The sequence below is a fragment of the Promicromonospora kroppenstedtii genome, from assembly GCF_044389675.1.
GTDB lineage: Bacteria > Actinomycetota > Actinomycetes > Actinomycetales > Cellulomonadaceae > Promicromonospora > Promicromonospora kroppenstedtii.
Window position 1 is genome coordinate 179,546 of record NZ_JBIRYI010000011.1, and the last position, 18,902, is coordinate 198,447.

Here is an 18,902-nt window from a genome sequence, read left to right on the forward strand (position 1 = left end):
GGTCCCCGCAAGGCTCAGCTCCGGCGGCGTGAGCCCCGAACCATCGCGACGCCCGCTGCCACGAGCACGCCGGCGGCCAGCGTCACCGAGCCGACGGTCGCACCCGTGGCGGCCAGGTCGCCCGGCTCCGCCGGGTCCGGGTCGGGACCGGCCGACGGGTCGGTGCCAGGGTTTGGGGACCGCGTGGCGTTGGTGAGCACGAAGTCGAGCCCGGTCACCTCGGCGTCGGCCACCTCGAAGGTGATGCGGCCCTCGCCGTCCACGACGTACCCCTCCCCGGGGTGCACGACGGCGGTGTAGGTGCCGGCGGGCAGCCGGGTACGCCAGGTGCCGTCGTCGTCCGCCTTCGTGGCGGCGACCGGCGTGCCGTCGGCGTCCGTGACCGTCACCCGGGTGCCGGGCACGGGTGCGCCCCCGGCGTGCCTGACCGTGCCGCCGGCCGGCTGCCCCCCGGGCTCTGCGGGCCCGTTGACCAGGGCGAAATCCTCCTGCAGCAGGTCCTCGCCGGCGCTGGTGATGGTGACGGACCGTTCGACGACCTCGGCCGTGTACCCCTCGGGCAGCGTGATCACGATCGTGTAGTCGCCCGGCGGCAGGTCGCCCACGAAGTACCCGCCGACGTCGTCGGTGACGAGGGTGACCGGGCCGTCCGGGCCGGTCACCGTGACGGTCGTGCCGGCCACGGGCTGCCCCGTGTCGTCGGCCACGGTGCCGCCGATCGCCCCGGGGTGCGACAGGCCGAAGTCGACGTCGGTCACGTCGTCCGCCCCGACCGTGACGTCCCGCGCGGCGGGACCGTCGGCCCGGTAGCCGTCGGGAACGGTGACGCTGACCGTGTGGTCGCCGGCGGGCACCTCGTCGAAGCGGTAGGTGCCGTCGGCACCGGTCGTGGTGCTGACGCTCCCGCCCGGCCCCTCGCGTGTGACGACGACGCCCGCGACGGGCTCGCCGCCCACGGTCACCGCGCCGGAGAGGGACGCGGGCGCCCGGACGACGAAGTCGTTGCCCGTGCTGGCCTCCTCCTGCCCGACCCGCACCGTGACGGGGTCCGGCGCCGAGCCGGCGGCGAAGCCCTCGGGCAGGTCGCTCAGCGAGAACGTGTACTCCTGCGGGCGGTCGTTCTCGGCGTCCCAGGCGACGTGGTCGATCAGGTACTCACCCGTCGAGCTGGTCACCGCGGTGAGCGCCACGCCGCCGCCGACCGGCGTGAGGGTGACGGTCGCGCCGCGCACGGGCTCGCCGTCGTCGGTCAGGACCGTGCCGCTGACGGCCACGGGCACGACGTCACGCGCCGCGAAGTCGACGCCGCTCGCATCGGCGTCGCCGAGGTCCACGCCCTCGACCGCGCGCTCGCCGTACGGGACGAGCCCGTACGGGTGGTCGTCGTCGGCCTCGGGCAGGGTGGTCAGCTCCACGCCGTACCCGTCCGCGGCCGTGTAACCGGGAAAGTCGTACTGGCCGCTCTCGTCCGAGGTGGTCGTGGCGACCTCGGCGCCGTCCGGGCCGAACAGCGTGAGGGTCGCGCCCGGCAGGACGCCCTGCGGGGCGCCCGCCTCGTCGACCAGGTTCACGGTCCCGGAGATGTCGCGCGCCAGGGAGGCGAACCACGTCTGGTAGACGGGAAACCCGCTGCGCTGGAAGAACTGGACGGTGAGCGACTTGATCGGGGTGGTGGGCTGGAACCAGCCGGCGGCGCCCGAGGTGTCGTTCGCGTCCGTGTTGCCGAGCAGCTCGCCGGTGGCCGGGTCCCAGGTCGGCACGTCCGCAGGGTCCCCCGTGCACGACGGCGACCCCGCACCCGAGCAGTAGTTGAAGCCACCCTGGAAGCCGAGCTCCGCACCTTCGAGCTCCCGGCCGTCCACGCCGAGCGCGGTCACCACGGCGCGGTCCGCGTCGATGTCGCCGAGCACGAACGCCCAGCCGCCGGGCGGCGTCGGGCGCTCGAAGGTGTAGGTGGTGGTCGACGGCGAAGAGGGCCGGTCGGCCTGCGGCCGCAGATTGAGGTACTGCTGGTCGCGGCTCGACCCGTAGACCTCACCGGGCGGAGTGCCGGCGGCGAGCCAGGAGGACGCTCCGGAGATCACACCGACGCCGCCGCGCGAGTCGGAGGTCACCGTCGCCTCCGGGAAGCCGTTCGCCGGGAGCCGCACGCTCGTGGACCAGTCCCCGGCTGAACCGGACAACGGGTCCCATTGCGCCCAGCCGGCGGTCGTGGCCGCCGACGCCGACATCACCGGAACGACTGCGCCAACCGCGACCAGAACCGCCGCCGCGAGTGCGCCCAAGCCCCCTGGGGTGCGCTTCACGCGAGACACGTTATGAGACAACCCGTCTCACCGCGCGACGAACGATGCGCGCGCATCGTGTTTGCGATCGACGGCGCGGCTGTGGCAGATTGACACCTGACGGTCCATGGAAACGTTTCCATGGAATGACGGACGACGAAGGACGGCAGAGTGGCCACGATCAAGGACGTCGCAGCGCTGGCCGGGGTGTCCCTCGGCACCGCGTCCCGCGTGCTGAGCGGCAGCAGCCAGACGTCTCCCGACTCCCGGGCCCGCGTCACGGCCGCGGCGAAGCAGCTCAACTACATCGCGAACGGCCCCGCGCGCTCGCTGCGCCGGTCTCGCACCGATGTGCTGGGCCTGCTGGTCTCCGACATCCGCAACCCGTTCTTCTCGGAGCTGGCGCACGCCGCCGAGCGCGAGGCGCAGCGCCGCGGCTACACGGTGCTGCTCGCCAACGCCGACGAGGACGCCGAACAGGAGGCCGCCTACCTGCGCACCTTCGCCTCCCAGCGGATCGACGGCCTGCTCATCGCCCCGCAGGGTTCCGACGTCGGGGCGCTGCGCGCCCTGCGCGACTCCGGGCTGCCGCTGGTCTTCGTGGACCGCGCGGTGGACGGCCTCGACGTGCCCACGATCGGCACCGACAACGAGGACGGCATCCGGCGCGCCCTGACCTGGCTCCACGAGAAGGGGCACCGGGAGGTCGCGTTCGTCGGCGGCCCGCCCGAGGTCTCGACCGGCCACGAGCGCCGGGCCGCGTTCCTGCGGTTCCGGGACGAGCTCGGGCTGTCGGCCGACCCGCGCCTGGTGGCGCACGGTGACTTCCGGGCGGAGAGCGGTGTGGAGGCGACGCGGGCGGTGCTGGCCTCGGGCGCGCGTCCGACGGCGGTGCTCAGCGCCGACGGCCTGATGACCCTGGGTGTCGCCCGCGCGCTGCGTGAGGAGGCCGCCTCGGAGCTCGGCGCGGTCGAGATCGTGTCGTTCGACGACCTCGACTGGTTCGACCTGGTGTCGCCGCCGATCTCCGCGGTGCGCAACGACGCCTCGGCGATCGGCCGGCTGGGCGTCGAAGCGCTGGTCGACGTGATCGAGGGCCGGCCGGGGGCGTCGCACCGGGTCACGACGTCGTTCGTGGACCGGTCCGCCGGCGGGGCTGCCGGGGCCGGGGCATGACGGGCCGGGTCACGGTCGTGGGGAGCGTCAACGCCGACACGTCGCTGCGTCTGGCGGCGCTGCCGAAGCCCGGCGAGACGGTCCTTGCCCGGGAGGCGGCGGGCTCGCTCGGCGGCAAGGGCGCCAACCAGGCGGTTGCCGCGGCCCGCGCGGGCGCGCGGGTGCGGATGGTCGGCGCGGTCGGCCGCGACGACGGCGCTCCCCTGGCGGGCGCGCTGGCCGCCGAGGACGTCGACACCGCCCTGCTCACCCGTTCGGAGCGGCCGAGCGGGCGCGCGCTGGTGCTGCTGGACGACGCCGGCGAGAACTCGATCATCGTGGTCCCGGGGGCGAACGCCGCCCTCGACGACGACGCCGTCCGCCGGGCCTGCGCGGACCTCTCCCCCGGTGACGTGCTGGTGCTCCAGCACGAGATCCCGGCCGCGACCTCGCGGCTGGCCGCCGCGACGGCGTCTGCGGCGGGGGCGGCCGTGATCTGGAACGCGGCGCCCGCGCCGGTCCGGGCCGCCGACCTGGTCGAGCACGTGGACCTGCTCGTGGTCAACGAGCACGAGCTGGGCGCGGTGGCCCGGCTGCTCGGCCTGGAGCCGGCCGGCGCGGAGGCCGACGTCGCCGCCGTCGCCGCGCGGCTGGGTACCGACGTCGTGTGCACGCTCGGCGCGGCCGGCGCGCTGGTGTACCGGTCGGGTGCGCACGTCCGGGTCGCCGCGCCCGTCGTGACGGCGGTCGACACGACCGCTGCGGGCGACACCTTCGTCGGCTACCTCGCGGCCTCCTGGCATCTGCCGCTGTCCGAGGCCGTGCGCCGGGCGGCTCAAGCCGGCGCCCTGGCCGTGACCCGCCACGGGGCCGCACCGTCGATCCCCACCCGTGCGGAGGTCGAGCACGGGCTCGCCGCCGCGGCCGCACCGACCCTGACCCCCGCCACCCCGAACGGAAGGAACCACCCATGAGAGTCGCACTCGGAGCCGACCACGCCGGCTTCCCCTTCAAGGACCTCGTCCGCGAGGCGATCGAGGGCCTCGGGCACACGGTCGTCGACTGCGGCACGGACAGCACCGACCCCGTCGACTTCCCCGACATCACGCAGGCCACCTGCGCGCCCGTGCTCGCGGGCGAGGCCGACCGCGCGGTCCTCGTCTGCGGCACCGGGGCCGGAGCCATCATGGCCGCCAACAAGATCCCGGGCATCCGCTGCGGGCTGGCCAACGAGCCCTACTCGGCCCACCAGGCGGTCGAGCACGACGACGCGAACGCGATCGCCCTCGGAGCCTGGCTCGCGCCACGCGCCTTCGTCCCCGAGATCGTGCGCGAGTTCCTCGCCGCCACCTTCGACGACGACGCCGACACGCGCCGCCGCGTCGCCAAGCTCAACGCGCTCGACGACCTCGCGCCGCCGGCCCCCTGAACCCCAGCACACACGCTCCACCACGATCAAAGGAGATCTCTCCATGTCAACGACGACACCCGCGCAGCGACGGTCGCCCCTCGGTTCCAAGGACCGGGTCAAGACCGCCGTCGCCGCCGCCGTCGGTACCAGCGTCGAGAACTACGACTTCGTCGCGTTCGGCACCGCCTCGGCGCTCTACTTCGGCGCCGTCTTCTTCCCCGAGAGCGACCCGCTCGTGGGCACGCTGCTCGCATTCGCGACCCTCGCGGTCGGGTTCGTGATGCGCCCGCTGGGCGGCGCCGTCGGCGGGTACCTCGCCGACCGGTTCGGCCGCAAGCCCGTGCTGGTGGGCGCCATGATCGTCATGGGCGGAGCCACCGTGCTGATCGGCCTGCTGCCCACCTACGCCCAGATCGGAGCCACGGCACCGGTGCTGCTGGTCATCATCCGGATGATCCAGGGCCTCGCCTTCGGCGCGGAGTGGGGCGGCGCCATCACCATGGCGTACGAGCACGCCCCGTGGCACCGCCGCGGTATGTTCGCGGCGATCCCCCAGTCGGGCAACCCGCTCGGCATCGCGCTGGCCAGCGGCATGTTCGCGCTCAGCGCCGGCCTGCCCGGCGACTGGAAGTGGCGCACGCCGTTCCTGCTCAGCGCGGTGCTGGTGATCGTGGCGCTGGTGGTGCGCTCGCGCCTGTCGGAGTCCCCCGAGTTCCAGGAGGCCGTGGCGACCGGCAAGACCGAGAAGAACCCGTTCCTGGCCACGCTGCGGAACGACTGGCGCAGCATCCTGCGCGTCATCGCGCTGCGAGTGGTCGAGTCCTTCGCGTACTACTCGACGGCGACCTACCTGCTCAACTACATCTCGGAGCGGAACCCCGAGCTGCGGCCCACCGCGCTCGGCGCGATCACGGCCGCGAGCATCACCGCCGTGGTGGTCACGTTCCTCGCCGGATCGCTGACCGACCGCGTCGGCCGGCGGCCGGTCTACATCGCCGGCTGCATCGCGGCCATCCTGTTCGCGTTCCCCATGTACCTGATGACGAACCAGGGCAACCCGGTGCTGGTGGTCGTGGTCTTCGTGATCGGCATCGGCCTGATCCACGCGGCGCTCACCGGCACCCAGGGGGCGCTCCTGACCGAGCAGTTCCAGACCGCCACCCGCACGTCGGGCGCGTCGCTCGGGTACCAGCTCGCGGCGGCCCTGGGCGGCTTCGCCCCGCTGATCGCGGCGGCCCTGGTCGGCGCGTTCGGCTGGCCCGGCGCGTCCGTCCTGTACCTGGGGGCCGCCGTCATCGGCCTGGTCGGCATCCTGGTGACCAAGGAGACCTGGCCTCGCGCCGAGCGCGAGCGCGTGACGGCCCTGGTCGAGGAGGCCCGACGCCGCTGACCGTCGTCGGGGCGCCACATCGGGGCGCCACATCTTGAGCTCGGCACTTGGCATTGAGATCGGTCCAGGGATGGACCGATCTCAATGCCAAGTGCCGAGTTTGCGAGGCAAACTGCCGGCCTCCCCGCGTCAGGCGCCGAACTCGCGGGCACGCAGCCGCGCCAGGTGGGCGTGCACGAGCGGCAGCACCGAGGCACCCTCGCCGCTCGCCGAGGCGACACGTTTCATGGAGCCCGCGCGCACGTCGCCGACCGCGAAGACGCCCGGCACCGTGGTCTCGAGGCTCGCCGGCGGCTGGCCGTCGACCCAGGCGTCGCGGGGCACGTCCCGGCCGGTCAGCACGAAGCCGCGCTCGTCGAGCGCCACGTCCTCGGGCAGCCAGGAGCAGTCGGGCTCGGCGCCGAGCAGGCAGAACAGGCCGTCGGCGGAGGTCTTGGCCGACTCGCCCGTGTCCAGGTCCTCCAGCCGCAGCCACTGCAGCCAGCCCTCGCCGCCGCCGTCGGCCACGACGGTGCGCGTGCGCACCTGGATGGTCGGTGTCGCCTCGATCTCGCGGACCAGGTAGTCCGACATGGTCTCGGCGAGGCTCGCGCGGCGCACCAGGATGGTCACCGCGCCCGCGAACTTGGCGAGATGCACGGCAGCCTGACCCGCGGAGTTTCCGCCCCCGACCACGTAGACGTCACGGTCCTGCATCTCGCGCGCCATCGAGGTGGCGGCGCCGTAGTAGACACCGGCGCCCACGAGGTCCTCGACGCCCGGCACACCGAGCCGCCGGTAGGTCACGCCCGTGGCGAGCACCACGGTCCGGGCGCAGAGCTGTGCGCCGCGGACGTGCACGTGCTGGTGCTCGGGCTCGTTCGGCGGGCCCGGCTCGATCCGGACCGTGGAACGCCCCGTGAAGAACCGCGCGCCGAACCGGCCGGCCTGGATGCGGGACCGCTGCGCGAGCCGCATGCCCGAGATCCCGCGGGGGAACCCGAGGTAGTTGCGGATCATCGAGCTCGACCCGGCCTGGCCCCCGATCGCGTCGCGCTCCAGCACCACCGTGGCCAGCCCCTCGGACGCCGCGTACACGGCCGTGGCCAGGCCCGCGGGCCCGGCACCCACGATGGCGACGTCCGCGATCACGCCCTCGGGAATCGAGTCGAACCCGCCGTAGATCGCCTCGGTCACGGCGGCCGGGGTCGCCGCGGACAGCGTCTGGCCCCGGAACGTGCTGACCACGGGCAGCTCGGCCCCCGGGCCGGCGGCCTCGAGGATCGCCTGCGCGTCGTCGTCGTCCGGCCCGAGGGAACGGTAGGGGAAGCCGAGGCGCTCCAGGAGGTCCCGGATCGCCGCGGCGTTCCGGTCACCCGGCCCAGCCACCAGGTCCGTCACCGTGACGACGGGGCGGCCCACCGACCAGCCCCACTCCGAGAGCAGCTCGATCAGCGCGGTGTGGAACTCCTCGTCGCGCGGCCCGCGCGGGAGGATGACGTACGTGTCCAGCTCGCGGCGCGTCATCGCCTCGCGCAGCTCGTCCAGGCTGTCGTTGAAGTACTCGAACGGGACGAGCGAGACCCGCCGGGAGGTCGCGACGACGGCCGGCAGCTGGTGCAGCAGCTCGATCGCCGTGCCGTCGGGCAGGTGGTGCTCGGCGGCGACCATCGCGACCTGCGCGCCCTCGCCGACGAGGTCCCGTGCCCGGTCGAGGCACGCGGCCACGCCACCGGTCAGCTCGATCCGGTAGTCGCGGTCATACCGGGCGCGGAACTCCTGCTCGACGACGTCGGCGTGCTCGCCGCCTGCCAGCAGGATGACTGGCCTGTCGTCCATGGCGCCCAGCGTAGACGGTGGGTCATCGTCGGTTTGCCGCAGCCGTCGACCGACTCCCGAGGTTCTGTTCAAGCCACGATGCTGCAACGTTTCAGCCTGGTTCCCGCGGGCGGGAGCTCGTGGCCTGAACAGAACCTCAGGAGCGGACGCCCCTCGCCGCGGGCGCCTCGCCGGAGTTCACCCGCTCGTGCCCCACCGAGGGCGCCGCCGTCAGCCGGCGTCGGCGCACGGGGTACTGGATCGGGTTGGCGACCGTCCACGCGGCTCCGGCGCAGACCAGCTCCTTGTACCGGGCCGCGAGGCGGCCGCCCGGGGCCGCGGGCCGGGCCTGGTCGTCGGCCGTGACGAACTGGATGATCGCGTCCCGGCGGCCCAGGCTGATGCACTGGTGCACGTAGGCCAGCGGCATGCGCGGCAGCCGGCCGCCGGTCAGGCGCGCCGCGATGGAGTCGGCGGCCTGCCAGGCCATCGGGATGCCGGAGGCGCACGACATGCGCAGCGGGTTTCCGAGGGGGCCGTCGGCCTGCGCGGCGTCGCCCACGGCGTAGACGTCCGGGTGGGAGACCGAGCGCATGGTCCCGTCGACGACGATGCGCCCGTGATCGGTCCGCTCCAGGGCGGTCGCGGCGGCGATCGGGTGCGCGGCGAACCCGGTGGTCCACACGGCGACGTCGGCCGCGAGGGTGGCTCCGCCGGCGGTGACGACGCCGCTGGCGGTGACCCGGGCGACGTCGGTGTGCTCGTGGACCGTGACGCCGAGCCGGTCGAGCACCTTCCGCAGGTGCCGCTGCCCGGCGTCCGACAGCCATGCACCCAGGTCGCCGCGGACGGCGAGGGCGACGTCCAGGTCGGGGCGGGCCTCCGCGATCTCGGTGACCGCTTCGATGCCGGTCAGCCCGCCGCCGACCACCACCACGCGGCCGCCGGGTTCGAGCGCGGCCAGGCGGTCACGCAGGCGTAGCGCGCCGCCACGGCCCGCGAGCTCGTGGGCGTGCTCGGCGACGCCGGGCACGCCGTGGTCGTCGGCCGAGCTGCCCAGGGCGTACACGAGCGTGTCGTAGGCCAGCTCGGCGCCGGGGGCGCCGTCCGCGCCCGCGAGGGCGACCGTCCGGCGGTCGACGTCGACGGCGGTCACGCGGGCGACCCGCAGGGTCACGCCGGTGCCCGCGAGCAGGTCGGTGAGCGGGCGGGCCCTCAGGTCCTGCCCCGCGGCGAGCTGGTGCAGCCGGACCCGCTCGACGAAGTCGGGCTCGGCGTTGACCAGGGTGAGCTCGACGTCGTCGCCGTGCAGCCGGCGGGCCAGCCGGCCCGCGGCGGAGGCCCCGGCGTACCCGGCTCCGAGAATGACGATGCGGTGCTTCATGATCCGTCAGCTCCTGTCGTTCGGGACGGTGGTGCCTCCTGAACGGGACAGCAGGGCGAACCCTGACAGATCTCGCCTGTGACGCCGGTCACAGGCTCCGGATCACCAGCCCTTGATCAGCGGCTCCCCGTGCTCCACGGCGGCCCATTGCCGCTCGGCCCGGCCGAGCTTGTCCGGGTTCACCTGGCTGAGGACGGCCGTGATCCCGGCCCCGGTCGCCTCCAGCGTCATGACGCCGACCAGCCGGTCACCGACCACGACGACCAGGGCCGGGAGGCCGTTGGCGGTCCAGGCGTAGAAGTCGGGGCTGCCGCCCAGGGCGGCCCGCTTCACCTCCGCAGGCCGGAACAGGCCGCGCAGGAACTTGGCCATGGCCTGGGCCCCGAGAACCGCCTTCGCGCGCGCCGGCACCTTGCCGCCGCCGTCGCCCACGCCCACGACGTCGGCGGTGAGCAGCCGGACCAGCGGTTCGAGCTGCCCGCTGGTGGCCGCCGCCAGGAACTCCTCGACGACGGGCCGGGCCGCCGCGACGTCGACCGCCGCGCGCGTCCGCTGCGCGGCCAGGTGCTGCTTGGCCCGGTGGAACACCTGCTGGCTGCCCGCCTCGGTGAGGTCCAGCATGTCGGCGATCTCCGCGTGCGAGAAGGAGAACGCCTCACGCAGCACGTAGACCGCCCGCTCGGTCGGCGTGAGCCGCTCCATGAGCACGAGCATCGCGGTGGACACGGAGTCCCGCTGCTCCGCCGTGTCGGCCGGGCCGAGCATCGAGTCGCCGCCCAGCACCGGTTCGGGCAGCCACTCGCCCACGTAGACCTCGCGGCGGGCCCGCGCGGACTTCAGCTGGGTGAGGCACAGGTTGGTCAGCACCCGGGTCAGCCAGGCCTCCGGCACGCGGATCTGGGCACGGTCGGCCGCCTCCCACCGCAGGAACGTCTCCTGGGCGGCGTCCTCGGCCTCCGACGCCGAGCCGAGCAGCCGGTACGCGATAGCCTCCAGGCGCCCGCGCAGGCCCTCGAAGAGCTCCACCTCGTCCTGCCGCAGCGGCTCACCAGGCGCACCAGTCATGGCGCGACCCTACTGCGCGAAGTCACCCGCGGGGGCAGCCCCGTGCGCGTGCCACGAGGCGGGTGGCGGCCCTACGCTGAACCCACCATCGAACCGTGTCCGGCACGGTCGCCGGGAGGAGAGTGCGCATGTCCTTCGTCACCCGTGGTTTCTCCGGTCGCAGACGTGAGGCGGACCCCCGCCTCCCGCCGGGCCAGACGCTGGTCCAGGACTGGCCGGTGCTCAGCGCCGGACCCACCCCGCAGGTCGACACGGCGGACTGGCAGTTCACCATCCGCGACGAGACGGGCGCCGACCACCGGTGGAGCTGGGACGGGCTGCTCGCGCTCGGGGTCGAGGACGTCACCGTCGACATCCACTGCGTGACCCACTGGTCCAAGCTCGACATGGCCTGGCGCGGCGTCAGCCTCGACAAGGTGTTCGAGAACGTGGAGTCGGAGCACGAGTACGTCATGGCGCACTCCTACGGCGGCTACACGACCAACGTGCCGCTGGAGGACCTGCTGGACGGCAAGGCCTGGATCGCCACCGAGGCCGAGGGCGAGCCGCTCGACCCCGAGCACGGCGGCCCGGCCCGGCTGCTCGTGCCGCACCTGTACTTCTGGAAGAGCGCCAAGTGGCTGCGGGGCCTGACGATGATGCCCGACAACGACCCGGGCTTCTGGGAGCAGTACGGCTACCACCTCTACGGCGACCCGTGGAAGGAGGAGCGGTACTGGTGAGCACGCAACCCGCGGACGTCGCGAGCCCGCCCCGGCCGCGCGTCTCCTGGCACACCGGGACCGTGGTCGAGACGCGCCGCGAGACGCCGTCCGCCGTCCGGATCACGGTGGACGTGCCGACGTGGCCCGAGAGCCCGGCGGGCGCGCACCTCGACGTGCGCCTCACCGCCCCGGACGGCTACCAGGCGAGCCGGTCCTACTCCGTCGCCTCGGCCATGCCGGCGGGCCAGGTGGTCCTCGCCGTCGACGAGGTGCCCGACGGCGAGGTCTCCCCGTTCCTGGTGCACGACCTGCGGCCCGGCGACCAGGTCGAGCTGCACGGCCCGCTGGGCGCGTTCTTCGTCTGGCGGCCCGGGCAGAGCACCCGCCCGGTGCAGCTCGTCGCGGGCGGCTCCGGCGTGGTGCCGCTGTACGCCATGGCCGCCGCGCACGGCGCCGCCGCCGACACGGTGCCCTTCCGGCTGCTGTACTCGGCCCGCACACCCGCCGATGTCTTCTTCGCCGACGAGCTCGCCGCGCTCGCCGGGCCTACGCTCGGTCTCGACCTGGTCTACACGCGGGCCGCGCCGGACGGCTGGCCGGACCCGGTCGGCCGGCTCACGCGGGAGACTCTCGCCGCGCGCACCGTCCCCGCGGAGCAGCGCCCGCACGTCTACGTCTGCGGCTCGACGGGCTTCGTCGAGACGGTCGCCCGCTGGCTGCAGGACCTGGGCCACGCCGCGGCGGACATCCACACCGAGCGCTTCGGAGGTCTCTAGATGACACACCACCTCGACGGCAACGTCCTCGCCGGTGCGCTCTCGGAGGTGTTCCGCTCCGACGTCACCGCCGCCCGCGGCCGGTGCGGCGGCTGCGGCCGCACCGCCCCCCTCGCCGAGGCCATGGTCTGGACCGACGCCCCCGGCCTGGTGGCCCGGTGCGCGGGCTGCGACCGGGTGCTCGCCACCGTCGTCGACACGGGCGACCGCGTGATCCTGAGCCTCGCGGGGCTGAGCGCCGTCGAGCTGCGGCGCTGAGCTCGGTCGGCTCCGGCCTTGACCTGTGCCACCCGGCGGCGGAGTGTGGAAGACGACGGCGGCGCCGTCCGGACGCTGCCCCGAACACACAGGGAGAGTCCGACATGTACGTACGCACTACCGAGGTCCAGGGTGATCCCGGGGGGATCGACGACGGGCTGCGGATCGTTCGCGAGGACGTGTTCCCGGCCGTCACCGCGATGGACGGCTGCGTCGGGATGTCCATGCTGGTCGACCGCGAGTCCGGCCGGTGCATCGCCACGACGGCGTGGCAGTCGATGGACGCGATGCAGGCGAGCGCCGACGCCGTCCTCCCGCTGCGCGAGCGGGCCGTCCAGGCGCTGGGCAGCACCGGGGGCGGCGACGTCAACCAGTGGGAGGCCGCCGTCGTGCACCGCGACCACGCCACGCCCGACGGCGCCTGTGCCCGCCTCACCTGGCTGAGCGGCGGTCAGGACATGGTCGACCGCTGTATCGACCTCTACCGCATGGTCATCCTGCCGCAGCTGCAGGAGATGGACGGGTTCTGCAGCGGCAGCCTGATGGTCGACCGCGAGCGGGGCCGGGCCGTCGGCACCACCGCGTTCGACAGCATGGAGGCCGTCGTGCGCGCGCGGGAGGCCACCGCACACATCCGCGAGCGCGTTGTCCGTGAGCTGGGTGCCACGGTCGACGGTCTCGAGGAGATGGAGATCGCGTTCGCGCACCTCCACGTGCCAGAGATGGCGTGACGCGGGACGGGAACCGCGACCGCCGCCGCCAGGCAGCGGCCGCGGCCCGGCGCCAGGGCCGGGTCCGGCGCCCGGCCGGTCACGGCTCCAGGCCGGTCAGCCCCTTGCCGGTGCGCAGGTCGAGCGGCACCGAGACCTGGTCGTGGGCGACCAGCCAGGTGCCGCCGTCCTTGCGGAGGCAGAACGTGGCGCGCACCCACATGCCGGCCGTCACGGTGCCGTCCGCGAGGGTGCCGCTGAGCCGGCCGAAGCCGTGCCCGAACGCGACGGTGTCGCCGACCGTGAGGTCCAGGTCGCGCAGCTCGTAGCGGACCTCGGCGAAGGCCGCGAACACCCGCGCCCAGTTCGCCAGCTTCGCCTCCACACCCACGTGCTGCAGCGGCGGCTCGACGTCGAAGGAGACGACGTCGGCCGCGTAGACCTGCCGCAGCCGGTCGAGGTCCTTGGCGTGGATCCCCTCGACGATCCCGTCGAGCCGGCCCCGGACGGCCGCCTCGTCGTCCAGTGTCTGCGTGCTCATCGCTGTCCGTCCTTCCGTCGGGTGGTTCCTCACCGGTGTGACGGACGGGGCGCTCGGAACGTGACGGTCGGCGCGGGTCGCCGCCGCCGGCCGGCTCCCGAGCGGGTGCGCGCCGGTCAGTCCACCAGGACGACGTCGCTGGCGTAAGCCGTCACCTCGGGCGGGGTCCAGTCCTCGTCCTCGTCGTCACCGGAGTCCTCGTCGCCGGAGTCCTCGTCCTCCTCCGGGGGCGCCTCGGTGACGCACTCGCCGTCGATCATCCACCCCAGCCCGCCGTCCAGGCAGAGGCCGCCGCTCAGGCGGATCCCCGCCGTCGCGCGCGCCTCCGAGCTGAGCCCGGTGCCCGGCACGACCTCGTGGTGCCGCACCTCGGCGGTCACCCGCAGGCGCGCGACGTCGACGTCGAGGCCGACCAGCTCGGCGCCGTTGCGCTCGGCGTACTGACGGGCTGCCTCGTACATCTCCTCCTCGGTGCCCGGGCCGAGCAGCGACTCCTCGAGCAGCTCCCAGAACGCCGAGCGCTCCCCGCCCAGGAGGTGCAGCGCGGGCAGGAGGCCCAGCCGGTCGTCCCACTCCTGGGCGGCGGCGAGCGCCGCGGCGTCGGCGGCGGTGCCCGCCTCGCGGCGGTCGTTCGTGGCCGAGCCGAACATCACGATCACCAGCACCGCTGCGCTGAGCATCCCGACGGCCACGGGGATCGTCATCACGTGCATGGAGCCGCGCTCACGGTCGTCGGTCCGTCGGGGCACGGTCACTCCTGGGGTGGATGGGTCACGAGGCCGGGTCGGTCACGGGCACGTCGGTGATGCGGAACCGCTCCGGGGCGTCCACGGTCACGGTGTCCTGTCCGGTGTCGGGCCAGTAGACGGTGATCGTGGCGCGCTGGCCCTGGTCCAGCGTCCCGACCTCCTCGTCGCCGAGCAGCCGGCGCAGCACGAAGCCGCCCGTGCGCTCCTCGGCCACGTAGTCGAAGGGCAGCACCCGCTCCCGCGCCCCGAGCAGCGACAGGTTGTGGGGCCCGGCCACCTCGGCCAGGGCGCCGAACTTGCGGTCGCCGAGCATCGTCAGGTGGGCCGGGAGGAACCAGGCCGGGTCGATCCCGGTGCCGTCGGTCCGCTCCGCGACGAGCGTGCCGACCAGGGCGCCGGGGCGCCGCTGGACCGACTCGACCTCGACCGTGTACTCGCCCTTGCCCGTCTCGATGGTCACGGCGGCGTCCCGGGCGGTCGGGGCGTCGGTCCCGGGCGCCTCGCTCTCGGCCGACGTGTCGACCACGAGGTGGCCCTGGAAGTGGATCTCGACGCGCCGGTTGGCGGCGCGGGCCTCGGCGCTCCGGCCCTCGGCGACCGGCTCGGACTCCCCGCGGCCCTCCTCGGTCACGGTGAAGTCGCCGCCCAGGTCGGCGCGCAGACGCTCGGCCACGGAGCGGGCGCGCCGCTCGGACAGGGCCTGGTTGTAGGCGTCGGTGTCGACGTCGTCGGTGTGCCCCACCACGTGCACGTCGCCGGCGTCGGCCTGCTCGACGATCGAGGCGGCGGCCCGCTCGACGACGCCCCGCGCGGACCGCGACAGCGTGTCCTCGTCGGAGTCGAACAGCACGTCGGAGGCCAGGGTGACCGTGACGTCGTCGTCCTCGGCGGAGGTCGCGGACTCGGCGTCGTAGCCCTGGGTGAAGGCGCGCAGCTCGGTGGTCGCCCCGGTCCCGGCGCCGCCGGTCTGCTCGAGTGCCGCGTCGAAGTCGTCGCCCGCGGCGACGACGGGCACGGTGACGGCGCCGTACCCGGGCAGCAGCACGTCCACCGACTCGCCGGCGGGGGCCGCGAAGACGGCGACGGCGGAGCCGGTCAGCGTGTCGTCGTCACCCCGCTCCTGGTCGAGCTCCGCCGCGGGGGTCCCGTCGGCTGCCTGGGCCACGGGGTGCACCAGCTGCGCCGCGGTGTCGACGAGGCGCACACCGCGGCCGTCGGTGACGGACTTGCCCAGCCCGCCCAGGCTCAGCGGGACGGTCCCGGAGCCCAGGGAGTCGTCGCCGGCCGGCTCCGCGGTGTACGCGTAGCGGAGCACCGCCAGGTCGCCGTCGGCCTCGACCGGGCGCAGGTCGAACCGCACGCGCGCCTCGTGCAGCTCCCGCTCCACGGAGACGACCTCGTCCGGAGGCGCGGTGGCGCCTCCGGACGAGGTCGGGGATGCGTCGGGTGGCGGCGTCACCGTGTCGGCCCGGTCGTCGGGGCCGGTCAGGCCGCAGCCTGCCAGCAGGCCGACGAGTCCGACGGTGAGCGCCGCGCGGTGGACCTGACGCATCCAGTACCTCCGTTGTGTGGGTGGAGCCTTACTCGCCGCCGCCCGCGCCCGCGATGTCGTTCACGGCGTCGGTGAGCTGCGTGACGATCGCGTCGCCGACGTCGCTCGCCGCGGCGATGACGATACCGACGACGGCCACGACCAGCAGGACCGCGCCGACGTACTCGACGGTGCCCTGGCCGCGCTCGTCGTCGCGGGCCCGGCGGGCCGCACGCTCGGCGACGGCCGCGAGCGCGATGCGGGCGGCGGTGGCCTTCTCGATCAGCTTGTTCATGGTGTCCTCCACGTTCGGTGTCCGGTGTCCGGTCGCGGGTTCAAGGACCGCGGCCACACCAGAGAACCTACGGAGCGGCGGCCCGCGGCCCCAGGGTGTGCGGGCCTGGTCGCGGGCCTGTTCTGCCTGGGCCCACGGCACTACCCGGCTCCGGGCCCCGCTGCAGCCAGCGCACGATCGCCTGGCTGCGCGTGGTCACACCGAGCTTCGCGAACAGGCTGTTCACGTGGTTCTTGACGGTCTTCTCGGAGATGAACAGCCGGGCCGCCACCTCGCCGTTGGCCAGGCCGTCGGCCACCAGGTCCATCACCTCGGCCTCGCGCCGGGACAGCAGGTCGCGCACCGCGGGCGCGCGGGGCGGTGCGGCGGACGGCGGGGCCACCCCGGAGACCACCTGGCTGCCGCTCCGGCAGAGCCGGACCGCGGCGACCATCGCCTCGGGCTCCAGCGCGCCGTGCACCAGGTACCCGGCGGCGCCCGCGGTGATGGCCTCGGCGACCGTCTCCGGGTCGTCCGTGTGGGTCAGCATGACCACGGTCGCCCCGGTGGTGAGCTGGGGCAGCAGCTCCAGCCCGCTCATCCGGGGCATCCGCACGTCCAGCAGCACGACGTCGACCTGGCCGGCCCGGACGTACGCGATCGCCTCGTAGGGGTCGCCCGTGTCGGCCACGGACGTCACGCCCGGGGTGCCGTCCAGGAGCGTCCGCAGGCCCATCCGGATGATGGGGTTGTCGTCCACCGCGAGTATGCGCATCAGGCTGCCTCCACCAGTGCTCGGGCCGGTTCCGCGGGCAGCGCCACCGTGACCACGGTGCCGCCCTCCGGACCGGCTTCCCAGGTCGCGTCGCCGCCGCAGAGCTGGGCCCGCTCGCGGACGCCACGCATGCCGTAGTGCCCGCCGTGCGAGCCGCCCGCGTCGAGCGCGGAGCCGCCGGGTGGTCCTGCGGCGCCCAGCCCGGCGCCGTCGTCGGACACCACCACCTGGACGGCGCCCTCCGCGGCGGCCACGGTGACCGTCACGCGGGAAGCGCCCGCGTGCTTGCGCACGTTCTCCAGCAGCTCGGTCACCACGGCCCGGACGTGCCGCGCGCGGCCCGGCCCGGTGACGGCGTCGACCTCGGGGTCGACGTCGGCGGCCGCGGGCGTGCCGGTGCGCTCGGACCAGCGCCCGACCGTCTCGGTGAGCAGCGCCGCGAGGCCGTCGGGGTCGTCGCGCAGCTCGCCGAGCGCGCGCCGGGTGTGCTCGTGCGCCGTGCGGACGGCTGCGCCCAGCTCGCGCGCGACGCCGACCGTGTCCGGCGCCGCGCCCTCGCGGTCGAGCCGGTCGGCCAGGCCGCGCGCGGCCAGGGCGAGGCCGGCGAGGTCGCCGGCCACGGTGTCGTGCAGGTCGCGGGCCAGGCTCAGCCGCTCGGCCAGGGCCGCCTGGTCGGCGCGGACGGCGGCCAGCTCCGCCGCCTGCACCGCCTGCCGCCGCAGCCGCCGGCCGAGGTGGGTCCCGGTCCAGGTCATGATGATCGTCAGGACCGCGCCCGCGGCGCCCGTGACCAGGCCGCGCCAGCCGCCGTCGTACGCGGTGAGCTGGTAGAGGCACAGCGGCGCCGCCATCACGACCGCGAGCCGGAGCCCGGCGAACAGGCCCCACAGGGCGGCGGTCGCCGCGGCGTAGACCGCCATGAGCGGCGAGCCCGCCAACGGCAGCAGCGCCACGACCGCCACGGCGGTGTCCCCCGCGAGCAGGATCCCGTTGCGGGCGTAGAACCGGCCCCGGGTGTCCCAGTTCAGCGCGGGCACGAACGAGAACGGCGCGGCGAGCACCACCAGAAACACGCCGAGCCAGCCCGCGCCGTCGAGCAGCGCGAGCACCAGGGCGAACGCCAGGACCACGAGCCGCACCTGGCACAGCAGGCGCACCGCCGGGCCGATGGCACGCTGGGTGAGCGCGTCCATGGCGTGCCTCGGGCTCAGCCGCTCAGAAAAGTTCACCGAGCACCCCCGCGTTCGCGACCAGCACGGCCGAGACGATGAGGATCAGCGCGCCGGGCAGGATCGTCATCGTCACCGCCAGGGACACCAGGGGTGCCGCCCGGGCCGCACGCTGGCGCACGGTCTCGGCGTGCTCGCGCCGCACGTCCGACGCGATGCCGGTGAGCGCGTCGGCCAGCGGCACGCCCAGCTCCTCGGCCTGCAACAACGCTGTCACGAAGGACCCGACGGCGGGCGACTTGCTGCGTTCGCGCAGCGCCACGAAGGTCTGCCGACGGGACGCACCGACGTTCATCTCCTCCAGCGCCGTACGCATCTCGGCCGCCAGCGCACCGCCGTGGAACTCGCACACCCGCTCCAGGGCCTGCCGGAAGCCGAGACCCGCCGTGACGGTCACGGCCAGCACGTCGAGGAAGTCGGGCAGCTCGGAATCGATCTGCCGCCGGCGCCGGCCCGCCTCGGTGTACAGCCAGATCCGCATCCAGGCGCACAGCACCAGGCCGATCGGCACACCCACCGTCCACAGGTCCTGGACCACGAACAGCAGCCCGAACAGGACGCCCAGCAGCACCAGGCCCGCCTCGCGCCGCACGAACATCGTCAGGGTCACGCCCTCGGGCCGGCCCGCCCGCCGGATGACCGTGTCGAGCCGCTGCAGGCGCTGCCGCCCGTACAGCCGCACGGCGAGCGGCAGCAGCGGCGCCCCGATCCGGTCCAGCACGGCCACGAACCCGCGCGGCCGCTCCTCGGCCTCGGGCGCGTACTCGGCCTCGACGTCCTCCAGGCCCGTGCTGGTCAGCAGCCGCAGCGCCACCATCCCCAGCACCGCCGCCAGTGCGGCACCCGCCGCGACGATCAGCCCCTCCAC

19 protein-coding genes are annotated in these 18,902 nt (G+C 74.4%); 8 read left to right on the forward strand and 11 right to left on the reverse strand.

Annotation, left to right across the window (positions count from 1 at the left end):
- Window positions 1-14 precede the first annotated feature (14 nt).
- Complete coding sequence (locus tag ACH47X_RS18675; protein WP_397406021.1) at window positions 15-2,306, reverse strand: collagen binding domain-containing protein; 2,292 nt, start codon at window positions 2,304-2,306, stop codon at window positions 15-17.
- A 150-nt stretch (window positions 2,307-2,456) separates the two neighbouring features.
- Here ACH47X_RS18675 and ACH47X_RS18680 point away from each other — a divergent pair, with 150 nt between their 5' ends.
- Genes ACH47X_RS18680 through ACH47X_RS18695 form a run of 4 tightly spaced genes read left to right on the forward strand, consistent with a single transcriptional unit; the run spans window position 2,457 to window position 6,241 of the window.
- Window positions 2,457-3,461 (forward strand): LacI family DNA-binding transcriptional regulator, encoded by a 1,005-nt coding sequence (locus ACH47X_RS18680; protein WP_397406022.1) that lies wholly within the window; start codon window positions 2,457-2,459, stop codon window positions 3,459-3,461.
- Window positions 3,458-4,414, forward strand: a complete 957-nt coding sequence (locus ACH47X_RS18685; protein ID WP_397406023.1) for a ribokinase — start codon at window positions 3,458-3,460, stop codon at window positions 4,412-4,414. The genes ACH47X_RS18680 and ACH47X_RS18685 overlap by 4 nt, the downstream gene beginning before the upstream one ends.
- Window positions 4,411-4,869 (forward strand): RpiB/LacA/LacB family sugar-phosphate isomerase, encoded by a 459-nt coding sequence (locus tag ACH47X_RS18690; RefSeq protein ID WP_397406024.1) that lies wholly within the window; start codon window positions 4,411-4,413, stop codon window positions 4,867-4,869. The genes ACH47X_RS18685 and ACH47X_RS18690 overlap by 4 nt, the downstream gene beginning before the upstream one ends.
- Before the next feature lie 43 nt (window positions 4,870-4,912).
- Complete coding sequence (locus ACH47X_RS18695) at window positions 4,913-6,241, forward strand: MFS transporter (RefSeq protein WP_397406025.1); 1,329 nt, start codon at window positions 4,913-4,915, stop codon at window positions 6,239-6,241.
- A 129-nt stretch (window positions 6,242-6,370) separates the two neighbouring features.
- Here ACH47X_RS18695 and ACH47X_RS18700 read toward each other — a convergent pair whose 3' ends face one another.
- The 3 genes from ACH47X_RS18700 to sigJ all read right to left on the reverse strand — a co-directional run bounded on the left by ACH47X_RS18700 (window position 6,371) and on the right by sigJ (window position 10,487).
- Window positions 6,371-8,059 (reverse strand): FAD-dependent oxidoreductase, encoded by a 1,689-nt coding sequence (locus tag ACH47X_RS18700; protein WP_397406026.1) that lies wholly within the window; start codon window positions 8,057-8,059, stop codon window positions 6,371-6,373.
- A 136-nt stretch (window positions 8,060-8,195) separates the two neighbouring features.
- A complete protein-coding gene (locus tag ACH47X_RS18705) occupies window positions 8,196-9,422 on the reverse strand; it encodes an NAD(P)/FAD-dependent oxidoreductase (RefSeq protein ID WP_397406027.1) in 1,227 nt (408 codons plus the stop codon).
- Window positions 9,423-9,524: 102 nt separating this feature from the next.
- Entirely contained in the window at window positions 9,525-10,487 is a 963-nt protein-coding gene (sigJ, locus tag ACH47X_RS18710; protein ID WP_397406028.1) for an RNA polymerase sigma factor SigJ, read from the reverse strand.
- A 128-nt stretch (window positions 10,488-10,615) separates the two neighbouring features.
- On the opposite strand from sigJ, the gene ACH47X_RS18715 reads away from it, so the two are divergent.
- From ACH47X_RS18715 to ACH47X_RS18730, 4 genes are all read left to right on the forward strand, one after another.
- The gene (locus ACH47X_RS18715) at window positions 10,616-11,209 is read left to right on the forward strand and encodes a molybdopterin-dependent oxidoreductase (RefSeq protein ID WP_397406029.1); all 594 of its coding nucleotides are present in this window, start codon (window positions 10,616-10,618) and stop codon (window positions 11,207-11,209) included.
- Complete coding sequence (locus tag ACH47X_RS18720; protein ID WP_397406030.1) at window positions 11,206-11,967, forward strand: FAD-binding oxidoreductase; 762 nt, start codon at window positions 11,206-11,208, stop codon at window positions 11,965-11,967. Before ACH47X_RS18715 ends, ACH47X_RS18720 begins: the two co-directional genes overlap by 4 nt.
- On the forward strand, window positions 11,968-12,225 hold the full coding sequence (locus tag ACH47X_RS18725) for a DUF6510 family protein (protein ID WP_397406031.1): 258 nt from the start codon (window positions 11,968-11,970) through the stop codon (window positions 12,223-12,225).
- A 104-nt stretch (window positions 12,226-12,329) separates the two neighbouring features.
- Entirely contained in the window at window positions 12,330-12,956 is a 627-nt protein-coding gene (locus tag ACH47X_RS18730) for an antibiotic biosynthesis monooxygenase (protein ID WP_397406032.1), read from the forward strand.
- 79 nt (window positions 12,957-13,035) lie between these two features.
- On the opposite strand, the gene ACH47X_RS18735 is transcribed toward ACH47X_RS18730, so the two are convergent.
- The 7 genes from ACH47X_RS18735 to ACH47X_RS18765 form a co-directional block, all read right to left on the reverse strand.
- Complete coding sequence (locus ACH47X_RS18735) at window positions 13,036-13,476, reverse strand: YybH family protein (protein WP_397406033.1); 441 nt, start codon at window positions 13,474-13,476, stop codon at window positions 13,036-13,038.
- Window positions 13,477-13,592: 116 nt separating this feature from the next.
- Window positions 13,593-14,225: a pilus assembly protein TadG-related protein gene (locus ACH47X_RS18740; RefSeq protein ID WP_397406034.1), complete on the reverse strand. Its 633-nt coding sequence runs from the start codon at window positions 14,223-14,225 to the stop codon at window positions 13,593-13,595.
- 22 nt (window positions 14,226-14,247) lie between these two features.
- Window positions 14,248-15,777: an OmpA family protein gene (locus tag ACH47X_RS18745; protein ID WP_397406035.1), complete on the reverse strand. Its 1,530-nt coding sequence runs from the start codon at window positions 15,775-15,777 to the stop codon at window positions 14,248-14,250.
- A 28-nt stretch (window positions 15,778-15,805) separates the two neighbouring features.
- The gene (locus ACH47X_RS18750; RefSeq protein ID WP_198012522.1) at window positions 15,806-16,051 is read right to left on the reverse strand and encodes a hypothetical protein; all 246 of its coding nucleotides are present in this window, start codon (window positions 16,049-16,051) and stop codon (window positions 15,806-15,808) included.
- Window positions 16,052-16,118: 67 nt separating this feature from the next.
- Window positions 16,119-16,805, reverse strand: a complete 687-nt coding sequence (locus ACH47X_RS18755) for a response regulator transcription factor (protein ID WP_397406036.1) — start codon at window positions 16,803-16,805, stop codon at window positions 16,119-16,121.
- Window positions 16,805-17,998 carry a sensor histidine kinase gene (locus ACH47X_RS18760; protein ID WP_397406037.1) on the reverse strand — a complete coding sequence of 398 codons (1,194 nt, stop codon included), beginning with the start codon at window positions 17,996-17,998 and terminating at the stop codon, window positions 16,805-16,807. Before ACH47X_RS18760 ends, ACH47X_RS18755 begins: the two co-directional genes overlap by 1 nt.
- Window positions 17,999-18,020: 22 nt before the next feature.
- Window positions 18,021-18,902 carry a type II secretion system F family protein gene (locus ACH47X_RS18765; protein ID WP_397406038.1) on the reverse strand — a complete coding sequence of 294 codons (882 nt, stop codon included), beginning with the start codon at window positions 18,900-18,902 and terminating at the stop codon, window positions 18,021-18,023.